Source organism: Micromonospora sp. II, from assembly GCF_001709195.1.
In the GTDB taxonomy this organism is placed as follows: domain Bacteria; phylum Actinomycetota; class Actinomycetes; order Mycobacteriales; family Micromonosporaceae; genus Micromonospora; species Micromonospora chalcea.
In genome coordinates, this window is record NZ_LYXF01000067.1 from 195,518 (window position 1) to 220,314 (window position 24,797).

Sequence of the window (24,797 nt, forward strand, 5' to 3'; positions counted from 1 at the left end):
GGGCGGCCGGTCCGGGCGCGTGGCGCGCGCCCGGACCGCCGTACCTAGCGCTTCAGCAGCGCGCGCAGCGCCTCGGCGATCTCGCCCGGCGCCTCCTCGGCCATGAAGTGCCCAGCGGTGGTGGTGCGGTGCTCCAGGTCCGGCGCCCAGGCCCGCCACACCGCCGCCGCGTCGTAACCCAGCGCGGCACCCCAGTCCTGCTGGATGACGGTGACCGGCATGGCCAGCCGCCGCCCGGCGTCCCGGTCGGCCCGGTCGTGCGCCACGTCGATCCCGGCCGACGCCCGGTAGTCGGCGACGATCGAGTCGACCGCCTCCCGGGAGGCCCGCAGGTACTCGGCGCGCACCTGCGCCGGCATCGCCGCCGGGTCACCCGCCCAGGCGTCGAGGAAGTGCCCGAAGAACGCGTCCGCGCTGGCCGCGATCATCTGCTCGGGCAGGCCGGGCGGCTGCGCCATCAGGTAGAGGTGGAACGCCACCGACGCGTGCACGCCGTGCAGCACGTCCCACATGTCGAGGGTCGGCAGCACGTCGAGCGACGCCAGGTGGGTGACCGTGTCCGGGTGGTCGAGGCCGGCCCGGACCGCCACCAGGGCGCCCCGGTCGTGCCCGGCGAGCGCGAACCGCTCATGTCCGAGCGCGCGGGCCAGCGCCACCACGTCGGCGGCCATGGTCCGCTTGCTGTACGTGTCCTCGGTGTCCGCGGCCGGCTTGTCGCTTTCGCCGTAGCCGCGCAGGTCCGGGCAGATCACCGTGTGCTCGCCGGCCAGGTCGGCGGCGACGTGCCGCCACATCAGGTGGGTCTGCGGGAAGCCGTGCAGCAGCACGACCGGGCTGCCGGAGCCGCCCACCGCCACGTTCAGCGTCACGCCCTCGGCGACCGGAACGCGCTGGTAGTCGAATCCCGCGATGGTGGTGCTCATCTCGATCCCTCTTTCGTCTCGTCGTACCCGACCAGCGTGGCGGCGCCCGATGAGCAACCGATGAGCGCGATACGGTGACCGCTGTCGAGGAGGGTCGGTGCCTGTCGGTTTCGGTGTGCTGGGTCCGGTCACGGCCTGGGACGACGCGGGTGAGCCGGTCGACCTGAAGGGGCCCCGGCACCGGGCCGTGCTGGCCCGGCTGGTCGCCGCCCGGGGCCGGGTGGTGCCGGTCGGGCAGATCGTCGACGACCTGTGGGACGACCCGCCGGCCGGCGCGGTGGGCGCGGTCCGCACGTTCGTCGCGGCGCTGCGCCGCCGCCTGGAACCGCGCCGTCCGCCACGCGAGCCGGCCCGGCTGCTGGTCACCGAGGGACCGGGGTACGCGCTGCGCGCCGACCCGGGCGCCGTCGACGCCTGGCGGTTCGAGGACACCGTCAACGCGGCAGCCGACGCGCTGCCCCGGGCCGCGCTCGACCGGCTCGACGAGGCGCTGGGCTGGTGGCGCGGACCCGCGTACGCCGACTTCGACCAGCCGTGGGCTCACGCCGAACGGTCCCGGCTCGACCAGATCCGGCTCACCGCCGTGGAGCGGCGGGCCGAGGCGCTGCTGGCGCTGGACCGGGCCGCCGACGCCGTACCCGATCTCGACGCGCACGTCGCCGCGTACCCGTGGCGGGAGGACGGGTGGGCGCTGCTGGCGTCGGCGCTCTACCGGGCCGGACGGCAGGCCGACGCGCTCGCCGTGCTGCGCCGCGCCCGGGAACTGCTGCGCGACCAGCTCGGGCTGGACCCCGGACCCCGGCTGCGGCGGCTGGAGACCGACCTGCTGCGCCAGGCCGAACCCGAACCGACCGGCGCGGCGCGCGTCTGGGCCGAGACCGCCGCGGCGTACGAGCGCAGTGTGGTGCCCGGCGCGCGGGCCCGGCTGGAGTCCACGGTCGGCTTGCTGCGCAGCCTCGCGGTGACAGGGCCGGGCGGACTGGAGGCCGCCCGGGACCACCGCGAAGCGGCTATCAGCGCCGCCGAGCAACTGGGCGACCCGGAGTTCACGGCGCGGGTCATCGGCGGGTACGACGTACCCGCGATCTGGACCCGCTCGGACGACCCGGCGCAGGCGGCCCGGGTCGTCGCGGCGGCACAGCGGGCGCTCGCCGGGCTGGGCCCGGACGCGCCGGAGGCGACCCGCGCCCGGCTGCTGGCCACCGTCGCGATCGAGTCCCGAGGTACGGCGTCACCCGGCCCGGCGCAGTCCGCGCGGGAAGCGGAGGCGATCGCCCGGCGGGTGGCCGACCCGGCGCTGCTGGCCCAGGCGCTCAACGGCGTCTACATGCAGACGTTCCAGCGGGCCGGGCTCGCCCCGCAGCGGGACGCGGTCGGCGTCGAACTGGTCGCGCTCGCCGCCCGGCACGGCCTGGCCACAGTGGAGATCCTCGGGCACCTGATCCGCGTGCAGGCGCGCAGCGCGCTCGCCGACTTCACCACCGCCGACGCGCACGCCGACGCGGCGGACCGGCTCGCCGCCCGGCACGAGAGCCCCCTCGTCGGTGTGTTCACCGGTGGCTACCGGGCCATGCGGACCGCCGCCACCGGCGCCGCGTACCCGGATGCGGAGGCGGCGTACCGGTCGTGGGCGACCGGGCTGGCCGGCTGCGGGATGCCCGGCGTGGAACGCGGGCTGCTGCCGCTGGCGCTGCTGTGCCTGCGGGTGTGGCACGACCGGCCCGCCGACTTCCCGGCCGACACCGACTGGGGCCCGTACGCGCCCTGGACGCGCCCGCTGCTGCTGCTCGCCGCCGACCGGCGCGACGAGGCAGCCAGGGCGTTGCGCCGCACCCCGGCGCCGCCGCGTGAACTGCTGCAGGAGGCGCTGTGGTGCCTCACCGGCCGCGCCGCTGTGGCGCTCGGGGACCGGGACGCGACGCTCCGGGCGCGCGACGCGCTCGTCCCGGCGGCGGGCGAGGTGGCCGGGGCGGGCAGCGGTCTGCTCACCGTCGGGCCGGTGGCCGCACACCTGGACCGCCTCGACGCCGCCCTCGAAGGGAGCGGCGACCGGGGCTAGGGTGCGGCGATGGACGAGCTGAGGCACCTGTTGCGGCGCGCCGCCGACCATGCGGCTGACTACCGGCTGTCGCTGCCGGACCGGCCGGTCGGCGTACCCGTGGACCAGGCCGCGCTGACCGAGGCGTTCGCCGGTCCGTTGCCGGACGCGCCCACCCCGCCCGGGCAGGTCCTCGCCGACCTGGTGCCCGCCGCCGAGCCGGGCCTGGTCGCCACCGCCGGCCCCCGTTACTTCGGCTTCGTCGTCGGCGGCGCCTCGCCCGCCGCCACCGCCGCCGACATGCTGGCCGTCGGCTGGGACCAGATCGCGTTCAACGCGGTCACCTCCCCCGCCGCCGTGGCCGCCGAGACGGCCGCCGGCGGCTGGCTGAAGGACCTGCTGGGCATCCCGGCGACCGCGTCGGTCGGCTTCGTCACCGGCGCGCAGGCGGCGAACACCGCCGGGCTCGCCGCCGCCCGCCACCAGGTGCTCGCCGACGCCGGCTGGGACGTGGAGCGGCGCGGCCTGTCCGGCGCGCCGGCGGTACGCGTGTTCGCCGGGGCTGAGCGGCACGCCACCATCGACAGGTCGCTGCGCCTGCTCGGCCTCGGCACCGACGCGCTGCACGCGGTGCCGACCGGCCCGCAGGGCGCGATCGACCCGGACGCCCTGGAAGCCGCGCTGCGCGACGCCGGTCCCGGCCCGACCATCGTCTGCCTGCAGGCGGGCAACGTGAACACCGGCGCGTGCGACGACCTGCGCCGGGCCTGCGACCTGGTCCACCGGTACGGCGGCTGGGCGCACGTGGACGGCGCGTTCGGGCTGTGGGCGGCTGCCAGCCCGTCGACCCGGCACCTGGTCGACGGACTGGAGAACGCCGACTCGTGGGCCTGCGACGGCCACAAGTGGCTGAACCTGCCGTACGACAGCGCGTTCGCGTTCTGCGCCCGGCCCGACGCGCATACGGCGGCCATGTCGCTCGCGGCCGCGTACCTCGTGGGTTCCGGTGGTGTGCCGGCGGGCGCGGACCTGACCGCGGAGTCCTCCCGCCGCGCCCGGGGTTTCGCGGTCTGGGCGGGCCTGCGGGAGCTGGGCCGCGACGGCATGGCCGCGCTGGTCGAGCGGTGCTGCGCGCTGGCGCGCCGGTTCGCCGACGGGCTCGCCGAAGCCGGGTTCGAGGTGGTGAACGACGTGGTGCTCAACCAGGTGCTGGTCGGCTTCGGCGACGACGCGCGCACCGAGCGGGTGGTGGCCGCGGCACAGGTCGACGGGACGTGCTGGGTCGGCGGGACGACGTGGCGGGGACGGCGGCTGATGCGGATCTCGGTGTCGAACGCGACCACGACGGAGGCGGACGTGGACCGGTCGGTGGCGGCCATCATCCGGGTGGCCCACCGGGACGGCGGCGACATGGTTCACTGAGGACGGTTACCGGCCGCGGCGGCAGTTGCCTGGCCGAACCGCTTCACATGCCTCGGCGGGGCACACACGCAGCGCGATCGGTTGGTAGCGTGAGGCTCATACTGTCCTCTGGGGAGGGTCGGCATGTGGGCGGACGAGGCCGCGCTGGACGCGGCGGCACGACGGCTCGACGAGTGGGAGTCGTCCCTGGCCGATCGGGCGGCACGGGCCCGCGACCTGTCCGCCCGCACCCAGACGCTGACCGGCATCGCGCGCAGCGCCGACGGTCTGGTCGAGGTCACCGTCGACTCGTCCGGGCTGCTCGCCGACCTGCGGCTGGACGAACGCGTCCGGCAGCACTCCGCCGCACACACCGCCCGGCAGATTCTCGCCGTCACCCGGGACGCCCGCGCCGACCTGCTGCGACGGCTCACCGAGGCCACCACCGCGGCACTCGGCGCGGACGACCCGGCCGGGCAGGCGATCGTCGAGTCCCACCAGCGGCGGCTCGGCCCCGACCCGGGCATGCCGGATGCCGCCCGGTGACGGCCTCCAGGTCGACCCCGACGACCTGACCGCGCACGCCGCACACCTCCGCCGCTGCGCCGACAGCATCGACACCGCCCGGCAGGCCGGCCAGCACGTCAGGCTGGGCGCCGACGCGTACGGGCAGCTCTGCGCGATCATGCCGGTCCTGCTCGACGGTCTCCAGCGGACGCTCACCGACGGCATCGGCACCGCCGCCACGTCGGTCCGCGACACCGCCGGGAAGCTGCGGTCCAGCGCCGAGCGCTACCGCGCCTCCGACGCGCACGCCGCCGACCTGCTCGACCGGGTACGGCAGCGGCGGTGACCACGAACCCACTGGTCGCCGCCGCGGCGGACTCCGGTCCGAGTCCCTGGGCCGGCGTGTGGATCTGCGAGGACATCGAACTCATCGCCCAGGGCGTCCGCACCGGCAGCTGGATCGACGGCAGCCTCGGCGTGGTCAGCGCCGGCCTCGACGCGCTCGCGCTCGTGTCCGACCCGGCCGGAGCACTCCTCCAGTACGGCATCGCCTGGCTCATCGAACACGTCAAGCCGCTCAGCGAAGCCCTCGACTGGCTCGCCGGCGACCCCGCCGAGATCACCGCGCACGCGCAGACCTGGCGCAACGTCGCCGCGTCCCTGCGCGAGGACGCCGCCGATCTGGCCCACGCCGTACGCACCGAGGTCGCCGGCTGGACCGGCGCCGCCGCCACCGGCTACCGGCGCTGGGCGGGCGAACAGCAGCAGGCCATCACCGGGCTCGCGCAAGGCGCCGAGGCGATGGCCGCGATCACCGAAGGCGCCGCCGGCCTGGTCGCGGCCGTGCGGCTGCTGGTCCGCGACGCCATCGCCGCCTGCGTGTCCCGCCTGATCGTGTACGCGGCCGAACTGGTCGCCACGGCGGGGCTGGCGACGCCGCTCGTGGTGGAGCAGGTGACGACGACAGTGGCGTCGTGGGCGGCGCGGATCGGGAGGTTGCTGCGGGGGTTGCTGGCGAGTCTGCGGCGGCTGATGCCGGAGATGCGGCGGCTCGGCGACCTGATCGAGAAGTTGAAGGAGGCGCTACGCCGCCTGACACACCGTTCACCGGAGCCGACGCCCGGCCCGTCGAAGCCAGACGGGGACACGAGTTCTCCCCAGGTTCCGAAGGTAGATGAGGAACAGCGGGTTCGCGATCTGGGCATGGACCCGGCAACCGGCAGGTTCCGGCCGGCCGAGGCCGAAACGGCCGTCCGGGTCGAGGAGAACCTCGGGGTACGGCTGAGGCGGGCGCCGTCGGACTCATCTGCGGACTGGGTAGACGAGGCGGGACGCACCTATGATGCGGTGGGCAACTTCCCCGGCCAGTATTTCGACCGGCAGTGGCCACAACTTCAGTACCAGATCGAAAGGCATCTGGAGAAGGCCGACCTCGTTCCGGTCGACGTCTCCAGGTTCTCGGCGCAGCAGGCAGCCATGGTCGAACAGTTCATAGCCGATCGCGGGCTCGGCCCGCGTGTCTTCATCGTGGGGAAGTAATGGCCGGTCTCATCGTCCTCCGGCCCGGGATCGACTGGACAGCGACCGGGGGCCTGTTCGACTGGACATTGGATTTTCTCGTGTCCCGGCTATCGGACAAAGGCGCCGCTGATCATATTCAGGAGATCATTGACAACAACCTCGGGTCGTTCTGGCTGGAAGACCTGCCGCTGGAGGCTCAGCGCGAAGTCGTAACCCACTGGCGTACCGCTCTGGTGGCGGAGGGCGAGCGGGACCTGCCGGAGACGGACCAGAAACCCGACGTGGTCGCGCACCTTCGAGAACTCGTCGCCGCGACCTACCGGCTGCCGGTGGAGTAGCGGTGGCTTTGCGTCTGCACGACGTGGTCGAGATCAATGAGGTCCTGCCCGAGGAGAAACTCCCAGCCGGCGCGGTCGGCACCATCGTCCATGTGTACCGCCGACACGACCGCGCCTACGAGGTGGAGTTCGCCGACGAGAACGGTCGCATGGTCAGCAGCGTCGCACTCACCGCGGACAAGCTCAGCGAGATCCCCACCTGAGGCATCCTCAACTACCGCTTTGTGACGTAGCTGAACTCCGTCCGGCGATCGGCTAGGAGCCGGCGATCCCGTACTGCAACCTGACGATGACCCGCTCGGTCACCACGTCCACCCCGTCGAGAGCGTCGCGTACGTCGGCGGCGAACTCCGCACGTTGATGCAAAGTAGGCAGCCGTTCTGCGGACATGGCGGAGAAGACACCGCCGACCATGTCGTCGACGGTGAGCGGCGCGTCGTACCGCACCGACGTCTCCTCGTACCGATATCCGGCACGCACGAGCGCCTCCCGGTTGCGCCGACGCCCATCCTCGTCGGTCTGGCATCTTCCGGTGACCGGGTGGCCGACCATCCGCTCCAGGCATCCGCGCAGCCCGATCGACCACTCGGTGTCCTGCATCCACAGGGGTTCGCCGTTGGTGACGACCGCGATGCCACCGCCGGAGCGCAACAACGGCCGTGCCGCCTCGAAGAGGGCGTCGCGGTCCATGAAGTGAATGGCGACGGCGACGGTCAGCGCACCGACACTCCCCTCGCCGAGCAGCCGGAACAACGCGGACACATCGCTGTCGCTGCCGAGCGCCCACGTGGTGTTGGCGGTCCCCCGGTCCAGGGCGGCACGCCGGGCGATGGCCAGCATGTCCGGTTCCGGGTCCATGCCGACGACAGCGCCCACCCGGTCGGCGAGCGGGATGCTCAACTGACCGGTGCCGCAGCCGAGGTCGACGACGGTGTCGTCAGGACCGAGACCGAAGGCTGCCGCCAGCGCGTCGACCGCCTCGGGTGGATAGCCACGCCGATGCCGTGCGTAGTAGGTCGCCACCTCACCGCCGAAGCCCGTCGCCATGCCGGCAGCCTGCCCGCCGCGACCGTCCCGAGGCCAGCCGTTCTGCTCAGGGCACGCCCTCGAAACGCCGCGACCGCCGCGCCTGTCCCCCGTGCGAGCTACCCGCAAGTGTCCACCGCACGGTGACGATTCCCGGCCTGCGAATCCATAGCGTTCCAGGTGAACCGCGGCGCTCCGGCCGCGGACCTTCCGAAGGAAACGTCATGCGTGTGGTGAAGCAGTTCCTGGCCGTCGTCGCGGTCAGTGTCGTCGGCAGCCTGGCGGTCGTCGCGGCACAGGACAACGCCGGGCTCAGCCTGATCCTCGGCGTCGCGACCGCCGCGGCCGCGATCATCGTGTACGGGTGGGTGGTGCGCCGTACCGAGCGTCGCGAGGTCACCGAGCTGGCCCGGAACGGCGCGGCCGCCCGGCTCAACCGCGGGGTGCTGATCGGGTTCGCCATGTTCGCGGCGGTCATCGGCAACATCGCCCTCATGGGCGGCTACCACGTACACGGCATCGGCTCGGTGTCCGGCGCGGTGGGCATGGTCGGGTTCATGGCCGCCGCGGCGGTGACCGAGGAGCTGATGTTCCGCGGTCTGCTGTTCCGCTTGGTCGAGGAGCGGCTCGGTACGTGGCTCTCGCTGCTGCTGACCGGCGTGCTGTTCGGCCTGATGCACCTGGTGAACCCGGACGCCAGCCTGTGGGGTGCCACCGCCATCGCGATCGAGGCCGGGTTCATGCTCGCGGCCTGCTATGCCGCGACCCGCAACCTGTGGGTGCCGATCGGGCTGCACTTCGGCTGGAACTTCGCCGCCGGCGGCATCTTCGGCGTGGTCGTGTCCGGCAACGGCGAGTCGACGGGGCTCCTGGACGCCAGCACGTCGGGTTCGACGCTGCTCAGCGGCGGTGACTTCGGGCCGGAGGGCAGCCTCTACACGGTGGCTGCCGGGGCGGCGCTGACAGTGGTCTTCCTCTGGCTGGCGCACCGCCGTGGTCACATCGTGACGCGGCGCCGCCGCGCGGCCGAGGCCCCGGCGGAGAGCGTTACGGTCTCCTGATGATCACCCGACGGATGCTCCAGGACTCGTGGCGGCGCTGGCCCGTCACGGTCCGGGATCTCCCGCTCGCGCTGGTGATCGCGCTCGCATCAGTGACCCCACCGCTGCGCGGCATCGGTACGCAGCTCGGCGATCTGCCCGCCCGGCCGTTCGACGCGCTGACAGTGGTGGTGATCGCCCTGGAGTGCCTTCCGCTGGCGCTGCGCCGCAGCCGCCCGGCGCTGTCCCTCGCCCTGGTGTCACTCGGCTTCGCGCTCGATCAGGTGCGCGCCTACCACACCTTCGCGGGCGCCGCGCTCGCCGTCGCGCTGGTGAGCGCGGGCGCCCACCTGGACCGAGGCCGCCGTACGACGGTGCTCGCCGGCTCCCTCGCGTACATCGGTCTGGCGGTCGTGCTGGATCGGCAAGGGTCGACCGAGGGGGTGGTCGGGTTCACCACGTTCTACCTGCTGCTGGCGCTCGCCTGGGGCACCGGGTCGTGGCTGCGGCAGGACCGCCTCGCCGAGGCCGAACGCCGCCGGCACGTCGCCGAGACCGCCCGCGCCGCCGAACGCGCCCGCATCGCCGGTGAACTGCACGACGTGGTGACCCACCACGTGACGGCGATGGTGGTGCAGGCCGAGGCGGCCCGCTACCTGACCGCCGCGCCCGACCGCCTCGACACCACACTGACCGCCATCACCGACACCGGCCGCCGTGCCATCGGCGACCTGCGGCTGCTGCTCGACGTGCTCAACCCCGACCACGGTACGGAGCCACGCGCACCATCGGTCGGCGAGCTGGACACCCTGGTGGAGCAGACCCGGCAGGCCGGGCAACCGGTGGAGTTCACGCAGCAGGGCACCCCGGCGGAGGTGACCGGCGGCGCGGAGATGGCCGCGTACCGGGTGGTGCAGGAGGCGCTGACGAACGCCCTCAAACACGCGCACGGCCGCCCCACCGCTGTCCACGTACACCATGGAGACCGGGAGATCACGGTGGAGATCAGCACGGACGGCCCGGGCCCGCGCGCCGCGGGTCCGGGCGGAAGCGGACGCGGCCTGGCCGGGCTGCGCGAGCGCGTCTCGGTGCTCGGCGGCGAGTTCGACGCCGGGGGCAGGGCGGGCGACGGCTTCGTCGTCCGCGCGCGCATCCCCACCGGGAGCGCGTCGTGACCACGCCGATCCGGGTGCTGGTCTGCGACGACCAGGCGCTGATCCGTACCGGATTCACCACCATCATCGACGCGCAGCCGGACATGACGGCGGTGGGCGAGTGCGGCGACGGCCGAGCCGCTGTCGACCTCGCCGGCCGCCTGCGGCCCGACGTGGTGGTGATGGACGTACGCATGCCGGTGCTCGACGGCATCAAGGCCACCCGCCTGCTGGCCGGCGCGGGCATCGCCCAGCCGGTCAAGGTGCTGGTGGTGACGACGTTCAACCTCGACGAGTACGTCTACGAGGCGCTGCGCGCCGGCGCGAGCGGATTCCTGCTCAAGGACGCCCCACCGGCGCAGCTGCTGCACGGCATCCGCACCGTCGCCTCCGGCGCAGCGCTGCTCGCCCCGGAGGTCACGCGGCAGCTCGTCGGCCGGTACGCGGCGCGGATCCGCCCGGCCGAGGGAGCACCTGCGGACGTGGGGCTGACGCCGCGTGAGCTGGAGGTGCTGCGGCTGATCGCCGACGGGCTGTCGAACAGCGAGATCGCGGCGCGGTTGGTGATAAGTCAGGAGACGGTGAAGACGTACGTGTCGCGGATTCTCACGAAGCTGGATCTGCGGGACCGGGTGCAGGCGGTGGTGTACGCGTACCGCACCGGCCTGGTCACCTGAACTCTGTGGTGGAAGTCCCAGGCATCCGGGTCAACCTGAGCTGGGCTCGCCCAGCTCAGCCCGGCATACGGCCGCGTTGTTCCGGCAGTCCTCAAGTAGGTCGGGGTACCCGCCCACGCGGTTCAGGTCCTTTGCGAGATCCTCGAATGCCTGCCGCGCCTGCCGGTAGTCGCCGGCCAGCAGGTGCAGGTTGGCGAGGTCGTACCGCAATGGAACCTGCTCCTCAACCGCCGTTCCGGCGGCGAGAACCCCCTCGATGAGTTCTGCCGCCTGCACGAACCGCTCCTGCTCGGCCAGCTCCCCGATCTGCGACCGCACATCCGCGAGCGTCCTCGTGGATGGCTGCGCCACCACGGATCCCGCGGAAGCAGCGGCGACCGGCTCGATGCCGCAGGCGTCCAGCAAAGCGACTCGGCCCTCGCCTGCGAAGGGAACAAGAAGCTGCCCGACTTCCCCGGCAGAGGCCGGCCGGTCGGACGGGTCCTTGGCCAGGAGGCAGAACAGGAGATGAGCCAGGTCGTCCGGGACGTCCGCCCGGTACTCGGTGACGATCGGGATCGGCGATCGCATGTGCCTGTGCAGCATCTCCAACGAGCTGCCGGCCTCGAACGGCGGCACACCGGTGAGCATCTCGAACAGGATGCACCCGAGCGCGTAGAGGTCTGCTGCCGGGCCCACCGGCGCACCCGCGGCCTGCTCAGGTGCGATGTAGGCGGGAGTGCCGAGGGTTTGACCGGTGGCGGTCAACCGGGACTGCTCGGCCGGCCCGAGTAGCGCGGCGACCCCGAAGTCCAGGACCTTGACCACCCCCGAGGGCGTGATCATTAGATTCTGCGGCTTCAGGTCGCGGTGTACGAGTGACGCGGCATGAGCGGTCTCCAGCACAGAGGTGACCTGCGCGGCGATCGATGCGGCCTCTGCCACCGGCAGCCGGTCGCGCTCCGCCACGAGATCCGCCAGCTGGTAACCACGGACGAGCTGCATGGCGATGTAAAGGTCGTCGTGGTGTCGGCCGAGGTCATGGATGACCGGCACGCCTGGATGGTCGAGACGGGCGGTCACCCGTGCCTCCCGCCTGAACCGCTTGACCGCGACCTCGCGCTCGTCCTCGGGCACTTCGCTCGTCCGAAGGAACTTGACCGCGACCGGCCGGTCGAGACGCTCGTCGTAGCCGGCCCAGACCTGGCCCATTCCCCCACGACCGATCGGATACGTCAGCTCGTAGCGATCAGCGATACGGTCCCCCGCCTGCACGTGCCGCCTCTCTCTAGTCGTACGTCGGCCCCGGCCTCACCACCGGCAGACTGTCACGTCGCCTCTCGTTGCACGAGACGAGAGGTGAGGAACGGGCTCGGAGTGCCGTGCCAGAACACCGCCAACTCGTCGCGGGGTCGGGTAGCGGCGACGAAGAGAAGGGACCGGTCGCGCTGGCGTTCCCGCTGGTACCGCTTCGGATCGCTGTCCCGGTACCGGCTGATCACCTGCCGGGGCACCAGACCGTCACTGACCCCGGCGATGATCATGCGCTGGTATTCGAGTCCCTTGAACCTGTGCATGGTGCCGACGTGGATGCCGTCCGGCTGCTTCGGGCCATCCGGGCCGATCTCGACAGCGGGCAGGCCTTCGGCTTCCACCCGGCTCAGCACGTCGGCCGCCAGTTCCCGGGTGGGGACGCAGATGGCCAGCGATCCGTCGACCGGGTTGCCCCAGGATCGCAGGTGCGTGACGATCAAGTCCTGCTCCTGCGTCCAGGTCGCGGCACCGTGGAACACCGGCCGGGCACCCCGCAGAAGGGAACGGTAGCCCGCCAGGTCCTCCTCGCCTCCGTCCAAGTCGTCGTATACCTCCCCGGTCATGATCTGGAGCGCGTCGGCGAGGATCTGCCTGGTGGTGCGATAGCTCAGCGTGAGACGGGACGACCGGCCGCGGATGTTGATGCCGAGGCTGCCGAGCGTGACGTGGTTGTCATAGATGCGCTGATGGGTGTCACCCGTGAGGAAGAGGTCATCGGGGCCAGGGGGCACCATGGCTCGCAGCATCTTCCAGTGCGCCGCGCTGAGGTCCTGAGCCTCGTCCACCACGACATGGCGGTAGCGAGGGCGCCGGAACCCACCGGACGACTCGCCGGACTCCGCCGCCCGGTCCATCTCCAGGCGCGCTGCCCGCTGAGCCACCTGGCGCCAGGTCCAGACACCGCGGGCCTCCAACCAGGAGGTGAACCGCTCAGTCAGCTGCCAGATCTGATCCCGTTCCATCCGGGTGAGGCTGCGGCCCCGGTTGGGCCGGCGCGCTTTGAAGTACTCCGCGCGCGAATTCAGCACCTGCCCGAGGATCACCTGTGTCCACTCGGCGGCGAGAAAGTCCGCGTCCCAGCCGGAGGCGCCGGTCTCAAGCAGGAACTCACCCCAGAGGTCGGGCACCTGATTGTCGCTGACGACGTTACGGTTCGCGCCCGCCTTGGCCTCGGTAACGACGCGGCTGGCCAGCCGGTCGATGTTGATGATGTCCACCCGGGCCACCAGTTCCTGACCGCCGAGTGCCAGAAGACGGGTCCTGAGATCGGCGGCGAGGTTGCGGTTGAAGGTGGTCAGCAGGATCGGTTTGTCGGTCCCCGGCGGCAAGTGCCGGGCAAGATGGGCCACCCGGTGCAGCGCGACAATAGTCTTGCCGGTGCCCGGGCCCCCACCGACGCGGGCCGGCCCGTTGTACCCGCGTTCGACAAGCTTCCGCTGCGTCGGGTGCAGGAAGATCTGCCAGCGCTCGAACGCCTCCCCGATGATCGCTTGCAGGGCCTCGTCGTCTGACGTCACCTGCGTCGCGGGGCGCTGCACGGCCGCCGCGAAGTCCTCCAGGTCCACCGGCTCGTCCGCGCGTACCGGCTCGGTGACCTGCTGGAGCACCTCCTCGTAGGGCTTGCCGTCGAAGAGCGCGAAGAGGACATCTGTCGTGAGCTGCGGCGCACGATCGAGCAGTTCGAGCAACTCGGCCTCGGTGGTGAGTTCCCGGATCTGCGGCAGCAGCGGCTCGGACACGCCCAGTTCCAGGAGCTGGGCGTCGCTGTAGGCGTCGAAGAGCGGCTTCTGCGTCGGCGTCGGTTCGGCTTCCGGCGGGACGACCCGGCCGACGATGCTGTCTCCCACCGGTGCCAGGTCGACGACTTCGATGCCACCGGTAACCCGGTTGATCCGGTACGCGTAGCGCGACAGGTCGTCGTACACCTCGCCCCGGTGCTTGACCGCGACGAGCAGGTAGTCCCGGTCGGCGATGTGCAGCAGGAGCGCCCGGTAGTCGCGGTTGACCCGGGCGGACATCAGTCGCGAGTCACCGTTGAGCGACTTCAGTTTGAGCCCGGGATTGTCCGGGTTGTTGCGGAATTTGTGCATGAACTCGTACACCGCGCCGATGTCGGCGCGGGTCAACTTCATGACCTCCTTGTCCGCGCGGTCCAGGATGCGCAGCATCGCTCCGGTGGTCATCAGGCCTCTCCCCCACTCGTCGCCGCGAGCTGCGCCGCCAGTTCCTCGGCCGACCATTCCCGTGCGGTACGCGCATGCCAGCCCGCTTCCGTGTACGCCCGGTCGCGGTCCTCCGTCTCCGGGTCGTCGGGCGCGCCGGTCAGCACGATGGCGATCCGTCGCTCCGGCCAGGCCAGCTCGGCCGGCCATGCCTGATCACCCAGCTCGTAGCCGACGACCGGGACCGGCAGGTTCTGCCGCGCCAACTGCTGCACAAGCAATTCCAGCGTGTTCTCCTCGCGGTCCATGTAGCGCAGGACGTCGTGCCACGGCGACTCGTCCTCGACCGGTTCCGTCCCGCTGCTCGGCGACTGCGGCGCGGTACCCAGCCAGGTGGCGGTCTCCTCGTCCAGTGGCAGAGCCCGCTGCGCCGACACGAGCCCGGTGCCCTCGGTGACGGCCAGCGACATCGGGTCGAACGAATCCAGGGCGGAAACCGCGAGCTGCCCCGCGTCACCTCCGCCGTGCGTGAGGAACTGGATGACGTTTCCCCAGGTGAGCCACGCCGCCCAGCGGGCCTTGTGTCCACCGTCGGCCATCGCGCCCGGCAGATCGTTGACCAGGGCGAGCGCCGACCACGTGGGCAGCGGCTTGGTGCGGGCATCCATGACGACGGTCATCAGGCAGCCGGTGTTGTCCTGCGCACGGGCCACCATGATGTGCCGTGCCGCAGCGGCACCGGGCAGCGGCTCGTCCCTGAGGGAAGCGACCACTCGTTGCGCGACACCACTGGAGTCGGTGGTGGAGTTGTCCCGAGCCTGCTTCAGCAGGCCCGCCAGGACGGCCTCCGCACGCCGCTGCCACCGGGTGAGGTCAGGCTCGGCGAGGAACCGCATCAGCTGCTCGATCGGGTTGGTCCAGATGGTCTGTTCCAACTCGTCCGGGTCGGCCCCGGGCAGGAACTGCCGGTACCGCTCGCGGGCGGTCTGCTTGGAGACGCCGCCGTACGGCGTCCATCGACCCGACCCGTCACCGCTTCCCCAGGTCTTGACGTCGTCCCAGGTCGCGGCGAAGACGAGGTAGCCGTGGGCGCGCAGGCGCGCGCGCTTGTCAGCGTCGTCGGCCAGCCTGTTGTACTGCGGCGAGGCGTGGTACTTGAACCCGTCGAGGTAGACCGCCACTTCTGGGGACGGCGCGTCCAGGCGCGTGAAGTGCACGTCCGGCCGAGTACCCCGGACGGTGTTCTGCAGCTTCATCTGCCAGTGTGTGACGCTCTGCCCGCCGTCACTGACGAATCGCAGGTCGGCGATCCGGGCGCCGTCGTGATCCCGCCGCCGGTCGATGCGCAACCCCGAGCCCGGTGCCTCGCCGAGGGCCAGCAGCTTGGTGAGGAACTGCAACTCCAGCTCGCTCTCCACCTGATGGATCAGCGAGATCTCGTCGGTGCGGGTGCCCTCCTCGACACCCCAGCTGTCGAGCAACTTGTCGAGCATACCGAGCGCCTCGTCGCGGCTCATCAGCGCGAAGTGCTCGTTGCGGGCGTAGCGCAGCAGGCACCTGTGACATACCGGCTTCGCCTCGTTGCGGCACTCGCAGTCGGCGATCTGCCGGCGGGCCAGACGCAGGACGGCCCGGAACTCTTCGGGCTCGGCAAGGCGGTGCAGGTAGCCGGTGCCCTGCGGCTGGGTGTCGTAGACGACGACGAAGTTGCGGGTGCCGTCGCTCTGGCCGTCCGGCATGGTGGCAGAGACGGTCTGCAGGTGGGCGGGCTCGCCGCCGTACTGGGCCGCTATGCCGAGCCGGACCGCCGCCGCGAAGGACAGCAACCGCTCCTGCACCATCGCGGTCGCTGCCGGGATCAGGATGCGCAGCGCCTCGGTCTCCAGTTCGTGCGCCAGGACCAGGTCGACGTGCGTGTCCGGCCCGGCGGCGGACCGCCGGTACGGGCACCAGGGTCGGTGGTGTTCAGCCCCTTGGATGACCGTGGCACCCGAGGCCTGCGCGGCGAGCTGCTGGCTGGTAACCGGAGCTCCGTCGACAGTGGTGCCGCCACAGGATGTGCAGGTGTGGAACCTGTTGATCCGCACCTCCTCGCCGGCGAAGAGTTCGGCGGCCCGGTCGTAGCGCTGGGCTCCGAGGTTGAAGTGGCGGATCATCGCGTGGCGGCTGTAGTCGACGCCGAACGTGTCGTGTGCGTGCCGCCAGGACGACCCCACCTTGGCCGGGTCGATGTCGACCGCGACGGTGGTGGCGTAGAAGCGGCGGTCCCGGTCGTCGCTGTCGTCCCGGATGCGCGCGTCGTCGCGCTTGTCCCGGCTGTAGACCCGTTTCGGCTGCAGCACCTGGAACAACCGTCCGTGGTCGGCGATGCCCCGGTCTGCGCAGCGGGGGCATGCGCTGGTGTCCTCCTTGGCCAGGTGGGTACGCGCATACCCGCACTGGGCGCAGATCCGCCACTGTTCGTACGTCGGCCGGTCGGGCGGCCCCACGTCGAGCCCGGAGATCTCATGCTTGTAGCCCCGGACGTAGTAGCTGTTGCCGGGGGCGATCTCGACGAGGGCCGGACGGGCGGGGCGTGCGTACTCGCGTAGCTCGCTGTGGAACCGGCGGTCGCCGTCGACCTGCTCCTCCCAGGTCAGGGTCGCTTCGAGATCGGTACGGCTGTCGATGAGCGCGTAGTTCGGGAGCAGCCCGAACTCGACCAGCGTGCCGTGGGCGGCGGCGGCGCTCACCTCGCGCAGCCGACGGCGGACAGCGGCTTCCTCAGCCTTCAGCATCCGGATCTCGCGAGCGTGATCGGGGTCGCTGGGTACGAGCGTGGCACGGGCCTTGGCGATCTCCCGGAGTCGACGTCGCAGGTCCGCCAACCGGAGTTCCCAGGTCTCGTCCGCCTCCTTGACCCGGTGGACGATCCCGTCGACGGCGAACTCCCGCAGTTCCTCGACGGCGGAGGTCATGATCTTGTTGCCGAAGAGCGCCAGGAAGCCCGTAACCAGGTCGACGCCGTCGCGCCGGGCCGCTTCCGCGAGGTTGGCGAGCCAACCGCTCGGGCCGAAGAGTACGTGCGCGCGGCGTGGCATGGGCAGCACTCCGGGCAGCCGGCCGCGCGCCGCCAGGTCGATCAGGTGCGCCAGGTACTGCCGGCGCAGGATCTCCACGGCGGACAGGAAGCAGCCGGGCGGCACGATCTGCCCGGCGATCATGTCTCTCGGCTCGGTCAGGTAGTAGCGGTCCCGCTCACTGCGGCCGACGAGCGTGAGCACGAGAGCGTTGCCGCTCTTCCGGCCGGCCCGGCCGGCCCGCTGTACGTAGTTCGCCGGTGCGTGCGGGAGCGACGCGAGCACCACCGCGGACAGGGCCCCGATGTCGATGCCCATTTCCAGGGTGGGCGTGCAGGACAGGACGTTCGGGTCGGTGTACCGCCTGCCGTCGCGGAACTGCTTCTCCACGTTCTCCCGCTGGGCGCGGGTGAGCATGCCGGTGTGCTCGCCGGTGACGACCCGGAAGACCGAGCTCTCCAGGTAGAGCCGCCGGTAGTAGTCGTCCGGCGCGGTGTCGTCGTGGGCGGCCCGCAGCAGGCCGCGGCAGCGGTACTGCCGGCAGGGCTGGCCGACCCATCCGGCCACCCGGTCCGGGTGTTCCGTCTGCTGCCAGTGGCAGGTGTCGCAGGCGACCCCCGCCCGTTTGGCGGCGTCGTCATCAAGCCGGGTGACGCGCAGGTGGCCGGGCGTCAGGCCGTACACCTGGTTGCCGTCCTCGGTGTCGCCGACCGCGACGATGCTGGCGGCGGCCAACGCCGGCATCAGGCTGGACAAGTAGGCGGCTGCCGCGGCGAAATCCATGCCGAGGCATCGCGAGGTCCAGTCCTGATACCAGTTGCCCCGAGCGGTGATCGCGTCGAACTCGGACTTCGACTTCGGCGTCGCGAGCAGGAAGGCGGGCGCGGACACGCCGCGCGGGAAGGCGGGCATGCCGGCGGGCCGGCCGCCCCACACCTGCCACCGGGTGCCGCCCCGCTTGAGGTATGGCACCAGCCACTCGTGGTAGATCGCGCCACGGGTGCGCAGCCGCTCCAGCAGGCCGCGGAGGAAGGCGAGGTAGCGGGCATCGTCCGCAGGCGTGCCGCCGAGCTGCCCCGGGGCGGTCCTCTGCACGTCGCGACAGATCCCGGTGGCCTTCGCGGGATCGTCGAGGGCCACCTCGACGGCGACGCTGCGGGTCAGCTCCAGGGTGCGGCCCTGGCGGGAACGCAGACCGGTCTCCATCACGGTGGCGAAGACGAGCCGCTCGCTGATCAGCGACCAGGTCTCTCGGGTGCCGTTGTGCTCACCGGCGAGCAGGCTGTCGACGTCCGGCCGATCGTGCAGGTCGGGTGGTACGACAGTGGAAAGGATCTCCGGTTCGGCGGCCTTCTCGATCATCTCGACGAAGAGGTCGTCCAGCCCCACCGACTGTCCGGGCCGCAGGCGGCTGGCGAGCAGCGAGCGCAGGGAGAAGGCGTACGACCGGTTGGCGACGAACCCGGCCCGGTGCGCGGCGTCCTGCACCGAGTCGTTGAACAGCAGCGTCTTCTTCTCGTGCTCGTCGAGCTCCCCGCCGGTGAACAGCTGGGTGATGGCCACCGAGGCGAGCGTGGCCAGCCCGGCGCCGAGGAAGCGGATGCCGTGGTCCATCGAGCAGGACGGGCAACGATCCTTCTCCGCTGCGTCGATCGCACCGAGGTCGCCGAGCACGACCAGCGCGTCGTCGGACCGCACCCGGTCGCGCTGCTCGTCGAACGGGCGGACCCGCCGGCCGTACTCCAGCACCAGCAGCCCTCCGGTGCGCTGCTGGATCTCGTCGTCGGTGGCGGCGATCAGCGCGCGGACCCGGCGCTTGTCCCGTCCGACACTGGCTCGGTAAATCTTGTCCGGATCGGTCTCCAGTTCCTGCGGGTCCTTCTCCGGCGACAGCGCCATCCAGCCGGACCGTCCGCAGTGCCGGCAGTAGACAGCCGGCAGGCGCGGGTAGCGGTTGTCGGCGATGACGACGTCGGCGTCCGGCACGTACGGGTCGATTTCCCGGGGCGGCTCGCCGTACCAGCCGAAGGCAGGCTGACGGGACGTGCCGCGCAGCAGCCGCGAGACGGACCGCACCCACAGGTGCGTCTCGATGTTGAGCAGCGGACGACCCGGTACCTCCGGGTTCTCGGCGAGCGACAGCAGGCCCACGAACCGGGCGATTGCCTTGGCGGTCACCGCCGGCCGCGTCTTCATGGCGCTGCCCCAGCCGGTGGCGTTCTTCCGGGGCAGCACGTCGATGATCTCTTCGAGCGTGCAAGGCCGGGCCTGGAGCGAGTCGAGCACCGCCTTGGTGAGCGGATGCCGGCGCAGCAGCTCCCCCAGGCGCGCCGGATCGTCGGCGCAGCGCTGGCCGACCACCAGCTCGGCGACCTCGGCCATGAGCCCCGGGTTCCGGTCGTCGACTGCGGCGAGCTGTTCCGGGGTGGGCAGGGGCAGCCCGAAGTCCTGGTGGTCCATGAATTCGCCGGGCTCGTAGCGGTCCTCACCGACGAGTGAATCGGCGTCGAAGGCCACGCCGAACACCTGCTCGGCGACCTCCCGGATGGCCGTACGGCCGTCCCGGCCACCGCCCTCACCCAGGGTGGCGGAGGTGGCAACCGGGCAGATGCCACCCAGCGGACGGTCCGCCTCGGCCAGCCCGAGCGCGACACCGAGCCGGCGCAACAGCATCGCCACGTCCGTACCCTGGGCGCCGTCGTAGGTGTGGAACTCGTCCAGCACCACGTACGCCGGTTCCGCGCCCTCCCACAGCGGCAGGTCGTCACCGCGCTGGAGCAGCAGGTCCAGCATCTTGTAGTTGGTAATCAGGATGTCCGGCGGGGTCCGCCGCATCTCCGATCGTTTTGTCATCACGTGGCGGTACTCGATGGCCGCGACGTCCCCGATGTAGAGGCCGGCCGTGATCCCGGCCAGCGCAGGATCGGTCAGCAGGTCGTTGATGCGCTGCGTCTGGTCGGTCGCCAGGGCGTTCATCGGGTAGAGCAGGATCGCCTTGACACCAGCCCGCCCCTGCTGGCGCTGCCGACGACAGTGGTCGAGCACCGGGATCAGAAACGACTCCGTCTTGCCGGAGCCGGTGCCGGTGGTGATCAGGGTCGGCTCGGCCGCCTTGCCCCGGGTCGAGAGCCGGGCGAACGCCTTCGCCTGGTGCAGGTAGGGAGTGAAGTCGGCCGGCGCCCAGTCGAGGCACGCGCGCCAGTCACCCACCGCCGGGCGGAAGGGGGTGCGGATCCGCAGGTACGGCCCGCGGAAGATGCCCTGCTGCTGGTGGGAGAGAAAACCTTCCAGGCCCTGGCGTACGCCGTCCTCGGTCAGACCGAAGGTGGTGGTCAGGTACTGGGTGAGGGTCTGGCGCAGGGTGTCGGCGGCGATCGTCGGTCTCATGAGCGGATCACCGCCGCATGCTACTTCACCCCTTACCGGGCTCTGACCTGCCGGATGGGCTGAACCACGCATAAGTCAGATTCGCGACAGGCAGTAGTCGGGAGCGCATCTTCGCATTCCTGCCCGCCAGCATCGATCACCTCGACGCCGGCGGGCAGGCTCGTTATGCGGCTGCCGGCTCCTCGCCTTCCCCGTCTTCGCTGGTGTCGAGACCAACCTCGCGTGCTAGTTCGGTGGCGGTCATCCGCTGGTCAGCTGCCGCCCGACCCGCATGGTCGAAGCGCACACCCTCGGCCTCCAACACGGTCCGTGGGTCGTCTCGGCGTTGAGGGTCGGGCCAGCGGAAGTCTGCCGAGATGGCGCCGTCGATCTTCAAGACTCGATGGGCGTTCGGAACCTGGACACTGGCGAGGCGTCCGGCAACCGCGCGGTGGAATACGCCGATCACCTCCGCGATGTCCGAGTAGCTGGTCCAGCGGCCGGCAGGAATGCTGGCAAGCGCCTGGTTCATCAGGGACCAGCGTGGGCTGGGTGGAGTCACCGCGGCCGATTCGTCGGGGCCCGGCCAAATGAGCAGGACTCGGTCAGCGAGGGCTCGGCCACGCGCGAGGATCTCCGTTCGACCCCACCGGGGCGAGTCAGCGATTTCACGATTCATCGCGAGTCCGCTGTCGCGGAGGATCTTCTTCTTGGCCTCGAATCCGTCGTTGGCCAGCTTGGGGTTGTACGCGGTCAGGCTTAGATTCCCGAGAGTGTGCACCAGAGAGCTGTGTAGTTCCTCGACCGTCTCGTCGGCCTCCAGGTCGGGAGCCAGCATCTCCCGCCACTCGTCCGTCAGGGACTGCGGCAACACGTGCTCGATGGTGACCTTCGCGGTGTCGAAGTTGATGGGCTCCTTGTGCTCGAAGTCCTCCTCAATGCAGCGCAGCACGTAGCTGCGCTGCGGACCGCGCCCCAGCCAGTAGAAGCTGTTCACCAGCACGGCTTCGCGGATGTACTGGTCGGTGGGGAACTTCTTCCGGACCCCTGAAAGCGCCCGCGTGATCGCTTTGGCCGAGGGGACCTGTTCTCCCAGGTCCTTGACCAGCGACATCAAGATTCGATTGGTGTTGGCACTGGCGATGCCCGCGATCATGCGACGGACCAGGTAGCTCTCGACGACCCGTAGTGCATCAGCGGCTTCGGCCGAGCTGAGGCGGCGCGCCTCGTGCGCCAGCAGGACATAGAGAGCGATGGGGTGGACCACTGCCGCACCCCAGCGGTCGAGCCGGTCCAACGCCCGCCGCAGGATCGGATCTGCGACTTCGCCCGGCTTCAGAATCTTGCGGAACAGGCGCGCTTTGTGGTGGAGATCGATGATCCACTCCTCGATCGCAGCCTCACCGGACAATTGGCCGAGGCGCAGCTGCTGCGACTGGTAAATCGCCTCCTGGGTGGCGCGGTCGTCCCCACGGAGCACCAGGTCCAGCCAGACCAGGTCCTCAAGCTGCTTATCCGTGAGCAACTCCTGAAGGGGCAGCCAATGCCGTTCGTAGACGTGGTCACCCCTAGCGGGCAGGCGCATGAAGAGGTAGTTTCGCAGCAGGTCTGCCTGGGTGAGCGGCTGGCCGGTGTAGTTGAGTGACTCGAAGATGCGGTGGACGTTGTCATCCGGGTGCGCGGCGATTTCCACGAGGCTCAACCTCGCCGCTACCGCCTGCTCGATCCGAATCAGATCATGGTCGTCGTCCGGGTCGTCGGCTTGGACGAGCGCGGCCCGAAAAAAGCGATAGGCCTCGCCGATCCGATCCTCACCACCAGCACCAGGGTCCCTTTCCACGAGCGCCAACCACGCCGCACGGTCGGCCTTCGTGGGTAGAAGCGTGTATCGCTCCATCCCCGACGCATACTTGTTGAACAGGTACATGTCGTCGATCTTGGCCGCTAGCTGCGCATCGGACTCTTGAACGTGATCCCGAATCGCACACAGCAGGATACTCAGTGTCGTCAACCGTTGTTGCCCGTCCACGACGAGCCAGCTCTGCACGCCGGTCGGCGTGTTAGCCGGACTCGGCGCGAGGACCACCGAACCGAGGAAGTGTGTGGCGTTGTCACTCACCTCCGTCACCCGCATCACGTCAGCCCAAACCTGTGCGAGATCTTTGCGCTTCCAGCTGTAGCGGCGCTGGTAGAGCGGTACGACATACTGCTTCTCGCCTTGCAGCAGGTTTCGGACGGTCGTCTCGTTCGCCTTCAAGTAATCTCCCCGGGGACGATGCAGCTCAGCCGCGCGGGCGCGGAAGCCGTGCCCAGTACTGCTACCGGTCCATTCCGGATGGTGTCAATGAGACTGTAGGAATATCGGCTGTTCGACCTCGTCGCCGAAATCGCAACGAGCGCCGATACGGGTAGCCGCTTCCCCCTCCGTAGCGTCCCGACGCCTGCCTCGCCTGCAGCTTTGGCACCCTTCCAGCTGGGATCGTGCCGTTACTCCTGACGTCGGCTGCCATCGCCCAGGGATGCCCGGACCCAACGGGAACCCTCCGCGCGGCAGGCCGACCACATTGACAGTGAGCACTTGATCGGCAACCCTGGGTGTCCGAGACGAACGCTGTGCCTCACCCTGGGGGTAAGCGTGAAGATCGAATCACAGGTGCGCTCTCTCGGTGCCGAGTCGACACTCGCGGCCGAGTCCTCCGAGCAACTCGTCAGCGACGTGCTCGCGTACGCCAAGGAACGCGCCCGGGACAACGATGCCTACCGCTACGGCAAGCCGCCGATACCGGTCCGCATCGGTGCCGCGATTCGCACCAGTCCGGCACAGGTGCTGCACGAACTGGGCGTGGCCACCACGTTCCTGACCGCGTCGCCGCTGGCGCAGGTGGCCCGACACTGGGCTCATGTCCGCTACTGCGCGACGCTGGACGTACGCGATGGTCATCTCGCGTTGTCCCAGCATGCTGGCAACGTGGTATATCACCACAAGGTGGCCCAGTCGGAGCAGTTGGGCATCGGCTTGGCCATGGTAGTGGCGAAGGAGGTGCTGCGACGGCAGCATCCGCGCTGGGACTTCCACGCAGTTGACGCGGAGGTCGCGTTGAAGGCCGGCTTCCTCGACGGCGTGGGCGAGGTCGCCACCACGCCGAGGACCACGAAACGACCGGACTACATCCTGCTGGGCCACCACCGCTCTGGCCCGGCGCAACGGCATGAAGATCGTCGTACTGGAGTGCAAGGGCACCCACCAGTCCCCGGGCTTCGCGCACGGACAGCTCGCCCGCGCGGCCGTCCAGGTGGACGCGCTGCGGGTGGGCGGGCGCAGCCAGCCGTCGCTCATGGTGGCCTCCTACTTGTCCCAGACGCGGATCACCTCGTACGTGCTGGACCCGCCGGGGGACGAAGAGCTGTGGTCGGGCGCGGACGACGAGCTGGACGAGCTGCTGGGTGCTGCACCCGGCGACCAGAACTGGCGGCCGCAGCCCGCACCGCCCGACGAGGCCCGCACCTGGGAGGTGCCGGCCGACGCCGATCTCCCGGCCGAGGCTACGGACGTCTCCCCTGCCGAGGACCTGCCGCCCGGTCGCCCCGACGTGTTCGACATACCCGCCGAGCGGCGTGGCTGGTTCACCCAGATCCTGACGCGCGCTGCGGCAGCGACGGCACTCCTCTTCGCCGGGGACAACGGCACCGCGCGTGCCTACGCGACACCTCGCCAGCGGGACGAACAGCCCGATCTCGGCCAGCAGGCGTTGTTCGAGATCGACCTGCCGTGGGCGTCGAGCACCGCGCGTACGCTCCGGCTGCCCAGCGGTCTGCGAGCGGAGGGCACCCGCTACCGAGCACCCCTGCCGGACGGCGAGATTCTGGAGGTCTTCCGCGGTGTGGAGAGCAGCCTCTACCGGCAGCTCGCGGACGGTCAGCTCGGCGCGTATTTCCGCGCCGCACCGCAAACCTTTCGCCAGTGGGCGCGAACTCCGCTGAACGGCGGGGTGCTGTCGGTCGGCCGCGATGGCACGGTCCTCGCCGTGCGGCGCGCAGAGAGGCACTGATCAGGGCGGCCGCCCTCGACGAACCGGTTTCGTGCTGAACCGCCCGTAGGTCATTTCGCGATGTCCGTCCCGGCCGCCCGACGCCATACACCTTCTACCCACATCTCGTTGAGACCACTTCACCGGCGCGCAAAGCCAGCATCAGAGATGCGGAACAACCTACAACCGTACGCAAAAGGTTGACGCCCGTTGATCGTGATCGACCAATGACGCGGATCAGTCAGATCGCCGTACGAACGAAGG

The 24,797-nt window shown here is 70.6% G+C and carries 17 protein-coding genes; 11 read left to right on the top strand and 6 right to left on the bottom strand.

What is annotated here, in order from left to right; all coding sequences use genetic code 11:
• Positions 1 to 44: 44 nt before the first annotated feature.
• On the bottom strand, positions 45 to 923 hold the full coding sequence (locus tag A8711_RS26800; protein ID WP_064446027.1) for an alpha/beta fold hydrolase: 879 nt from the start codon (positions 921 to 923) through the stop codon (positions 45 to 47).
• Between the two features lie 97 nt (positions 924 to 1,020).
• On the opposite strand from A8711_RS26800, the gene A8711_RS26805 reads away from it, so the two are divergent.
• The 7 genes from A8711_RS26805 (at position 1,021) to A8711_RS26835 (ending at position 6,931) form a co-directional block, all read left to right on the top strand.
• Positions 1,021 to 2,982, top strand: a complete 1,962-nt coding sequence (locus A8711_RS26805) for a BTAD domain-containing putative transcriptional regulator (RefSeq protein ID WP_069089714.1) — start codon at positions 1,021 to 1,023, stop codon at positions 2,980 to 2,982.
• A 9-nt stretch (positions 2,983 to 2,991) separates the two neighbouring features.
• Positions 2,992 to 4,383: a pyridoxal-dependent decarboxylase gene (locus A8711_RS26810; protein WP_069089715.1), complete on the top strand. Its 1,392-nt coding sequence runs from the start codon at positions 2,992 to 2,994 to the stop codon at positions 4,381 to 4,383.
• Between the two features lie 123 nt (positions 4,384 to 4,506).
• Complete coding sequence (locus A8711_RS26815; protein ID WP_064446030.1) at positions 4,507 to 4,908, top strand: YbaB/EbfC family nucleoid-associated protein; 402 nt, start codon at positions 4,507 to 4,509, stop codon at positions 4,906 to 4,908.
• Positions 4,895 to 5,215, top strand: a complete 321-nt coding sequence (locus A8711_RS26820; RefSeq protein WP_043324197.1) for a type VII secretion target — start codon at positions 4,895 to 4,897, stop codon at positions 5,213 to 5,215. The genes A8711_RS26815 and A8711_RS26820 overlap by 14 nt, the downstream gene beginning before the upstream one ends.
• Positions 5,212 to 6,408, top strand: coding sequence for a WXG100 family type VII secretion target (locus A8711_RS26825; RefSeq protein ID WP_069089716.1), 1,197 nt, complete (start codon positions 5,212 to 5,214; stop codon positions 6,406 to 6,408). The genes A8711_RS26820 and A8711_RS26825 overlap by 4 nt, the downstream gene beginning before the upstream one ends.
• Positions 6,408 to 6,728, top strand: coding sequence for a hypothetical protein (locus tag A8711_RS26830; RefSeq protein ID WP_069089717.1), 321 nt, complete (start codon positions 6,408 to 6,410; stop codon positions 6,726 to 6,728). The genes A8711_RS26825 and A8711_RS26830 overlap by 1 nt, the downstream gene beginning before the upstream one ends.
• 2 nt (positions 6,729 to 6,730) lie before the next feature.
• Positions 6,731 to 6,931, top strand: a complete 201-nt coding sequence (locus A8711_RS26835; RefSeq protein WP_069089718.1) for a DUF4926 domain-containing protein — start codon at positions 6,731 to 6,733, stop codon at positions 6,929 to 6,931.
• Between the two features lie 52 nt (positions 6,932 to 6,983).
• On the opposite strand, the gene A8711_RS26840 is transcribed toward A8711_RS26835, so the two are convergent.
• Positions 6,984 to 7,775 carry a class I SAM-dependent methyltransferase gene (locus A8711_RS26840; RefSeq protein ID WP_069089719.1) on the bottom strand — a complete coding sequence of 264 codons (792 nt, stop codon included), beginning with the start codon at positions 7,773 to 7,775 and terminating at the stop codon, positions 6,984 to 6,986.
• A gap of 203 nt (positions 7,776 to 7,978) precedes the next feature.
• On the opposite strand from A8711_RS26840, the gene A8711_RS26845 reads away from it, so the two are divergent.
• From A8711_RS26845 to A8711_RS26855, 3 genes are read left to right on the top strand one after another with little or no spacing between them, the layout of a single operon-like run.
• The gene (locus A8711_RS26845; protein ID WP_069089720.1) at positions 7,979 to 8,815 is read left to right on the top strand and encodes a CPBP family intramembrane glutamic endopeptidase; all 837 of its coding nucleotides are present in this window, start codon (positions 7,979 to 7,981) and stop codon (positions 8,813 to 8,815) included.
• The gene (locus A8711_RS26850) at positions 8,815 to 9,969 is read left to right on the top strand and encodes a sensor histidine kinase (RefSeq protein ID WP_069089721.1); all 1,155 of its coding nucleotides are present in this window, start codon (positions 8,815 to 8,817) and stop codon (positions 9,967 to 9,969) included. The genes A8711_RS26845 and A8711_RS26850 overlap by 1 nt, the downstream gene beginning before the upstream one ends.
• Positions 9,966 to 10,625 carry a response regulator transcription factor gene (locus A8711_RS26855; RefSeq protein ID WP_043324208.1) on the top strand — a complete coding sequence of 220 codons (660 nt, stop codon included), beginning with the start codon at positions 9,966 to 9,968 and terminating at the stop codon, positions 10,623 to 10,625. The genes A8711_RS26850 and A8711_RS26855 overlap by 4 nt, the downstream gene beginning before the upstream one ends.
• A gap of 30 nt (positions 10,626 to 10,655) precedes the next feature.
• On the opposite strand, the gene A8711_RS26860 is transcribed toward A8711_RS26855, so the two are convergent.
• From A8711_RS26860 to A8711_RS26875, 4 genes are all read right to left on the bottom strand, one after another.
• Positions 10,656 to 11,879, bottom strand: coding sequence for a serine/threonine-protein kinase (locus A8711_RS26860; RefSeq protein ID WP_069089722.1), 1,224 nt, complete (start codon positions 11,877 to 11,879; stop codon positions 10,656 to 10,658).
• Between the two features lie 53 nt (positions 11,880 to 11,932).
• Positions 11,933 to 14,101: a UvrD-helicase domain-containing protein gene (locus A8711_RS26865; RefSeq protein ID WP_069089723.1), complete on the bottom strand. Its 2,169-nt coding sequence runs from the start codon at positions 14,099 to 14,101 to the stop codon at positions 11,933 to 11,935.
• On the bottom strand, positions 14,101 to 20,526 hold the full coding sequence (locus tag A8711_RS26870) for a DEAD/DEAH box helicase (protein ID WP_069089724.1): 6,426 nt from the start codon (positions 20,524 to 20,526) through the stop codon (positions 14,101 to 14,103). The genes A8711_RS26865 and A8711_RS26870 overlap by 1 nt, the downstream gene beginning before the upstream one ends.
• A gap of 163 nt (positions 20,527 to 20,689) precedes the next feature.
• Positions 20,690 to 22,762: a DUF262 domain-containing protein gene (locus A8711_RS26875; protein WP_069089725.1), complete on the bottom strand. Its 2,073-nt coding sequence runs from the start codon at positions 22,760 to 22,762 to the stop codon at positions 20,690 to 20,692.
• A 952-nt stretch (positions 22,763 to 23,714) separates the two neighbouring features.
• On the opposite strand from A8711_RS26875, the gene A8711_RS26885 reads away from it, so the two are divergent.
• Positions 23,715 to 24,554 carry a hypothetical protein gene (locus A8711_RS26885; protein ID WP_124778936.1) on the top strand — a complete coding sequence of 280 codons (840 nt, stop codon included), beginning with the start codon at positions 23,715 to 23,717 and terminating at the stop codon, positions 24,552 to 24,554.
• The last annotated feature ends 243 nt before the right edge of the window (positions 24,555 to 24,797 follow it).